The sequence below is a fragment of the Bartonella sp. ML69XJBT genome, assembly GCF_028618515.1.
GTDB lineage: Bacteria > Pseudomonadota > Alphaproteobacteria > Rhizobiales > Rhizobiaceae > Bartonella.
Genome location: NZ_JAQITB010000096.1, coordinates 1 through 2,068, shown reverse-complemented (window position 1 = coordinate 2,068; position 2,068 = coordinate 1). Strand labels below are relative to the sequence as shown.

The 2,068-nt window shown below is 44.5% G+C and carries 1 pseudogene; it reads left to right on the top strand.

Annotated features, from left to right (window positions below):
- Positions 1-2,068: pseudogene (locus PVV68_RS10210) on the top strand (filamentous hemagglutinin); the annotation flags it as partial.

Sequence of the window (2,068 nt, the reverse complement as noted above, 5' to 3'; positions counted from 1 at the left end):
TCGTTCTCATATTTACACGCCTCAAACGCTGTATTTAATTGCGGATCATATTGATGTTTCGGGAAGCGAATTGACCTATGGTGGGTTAGATTTTAACAGCACCCATGCCCTTGATATTCATCATGCACGACTACACGCCATTACCGATGAAGGGGGAAGTGGAGACATTCTGTTTGTTGCGCCAGGGGTTATGGTTGATGAGGCAACATCGGTTTTAGCAGCACGCGATTTTACCATCAATACAGGGGAGCTTCACAATAGCGGTCAATTGGCAGCGGGTCAGAATTTAGTCTTTAGTATAACAGGGGATGCGACCAACAACAAAACCGGTTTAATCTATGTGGGGGGAAGTGGTGCTCTTCAAGTTGATGGGACTTTTCTGAATGATTTTGGTGCTATTATGGCAGAAGGTGATTTATCTTTCACCAATGCAGAGGGCACAGGAAAAAGCCTTTCCCTTGTTAACAAAGCAGGCTTAATTCAAGCTGGGGGAAACTTATTGATCCAAACCAAAACTTTGCAAAACGAGGCCGACAGCACGCCTGTCATCACGGAAAAAACGGAAGAAGTCACTATCGCATTCCAAAAACCAGAAGGTTCTGATAGGCTCAGTGATGGGATGTTATATCAGGATGCGAAAGTTGGTCTTTGGGGAAAAGGGCACGAATATCAATATGATAACGGAATATGGAAAGGACACTTAGAACTTTACTTAGATAATCCACTTTGGAATAGTAAAGAAAAAACCTATGGTACCGCAATTTCAAGCGACGGAACAGTCTATAAGGCATTTACTTGGAAATATATTGACGAAAGAAAATCTGTAGAACAGTATCGATGGAATGGTGATAGAGGATGGTTATTTCCAAACAAGAACTGGTCACACATGAGCGAAAAGACTGTCACGCAAGGGTTTTCGCATAAGCCGGCGGCTCAGGGGATAATTCAATCTCACGGTAATTTGATCATTAACGCTGATGATATTGAGAACCGTTATAGCATCATAAGAGCAGAGGGCAATGCGGATATCTATGCAAATGCGCTGACCAATTTGGGGGGGACCACGTATATCTTGGCTGTCAGGCCAATACGGATGCTTATTGTTATGGTTATAACGCTGATGGCAGTCGTAATAGTCATCTAGATATTGCCAATGGGAGTATTCGTCATATCAGTTCAGAAGTAACTGATACGGTTTCTGGCCTTGTTCAGGCAGGAGGCACGTTGAATCTGGTGGTTGGTCAACTCAACAACACAGCTGTTGAAGGGTCTATTACGGGGGAAGCCCATTTTGAAGCCAAAGCGGTTGGGGGTAATCCGCTAGAGGCATTGAGTGGTTTGACTGGGGCTGGTGCACTCTTTACACCAAAAGTGGATCTCACTGGTGCAGGGGAACTTTCTGAGGGGCTTCCTTTACCAAAACCCCAATCGGGTGGTGTTGGGGGCACGCTGCCCAACCAGAATTTCATTTATGAAACGCGGGCAGAATTCCTTGATGTTGGCAAGTTTTATGGCTCAGCCTATTATTTGAACAGAATTGGTTACAATCCTGATAGAGAGATTTTTTTCTTAGGCGATGCTTATTTCGAAAAGCAATTGATTGAAAAACAAATGCGTGATCTTGTAGGGCAAGGTTTGGGCAAAGGATCGTTTATTCCGGGAAAAGATTCGATCGAGCAAGTCAAAAGCCTGCTGGATAGTGGGGCAGAATATGCCAAAGCACACAATCTTCCCTTTGGTGAAGCACTCACACCAGAACAATTGGCTTCACTAGAAGCGCCGATGGTGATTTATGTACGCCAACAGGTCAAGGGCATGGATGTTTATGCACCGGTGCTTTACATTCCTGAAAAAGACAGAGCTTCCTTTGTTTCTGCTGGGGCTTTGATGATGGGCGATGATGTCAATATCACCAGCAAAGATCTGGTGAATTCAGGGCGGATAAGCGCTACCCATAATTTATCTGTACACAGTGATGATATTTTGGGTAAAGGGGGGCATTTTGCCGCCGGAAATGATGCTGTTTTAGTTGCACAGAACACTATTCGTTTGGATGCAGGGCGCACAA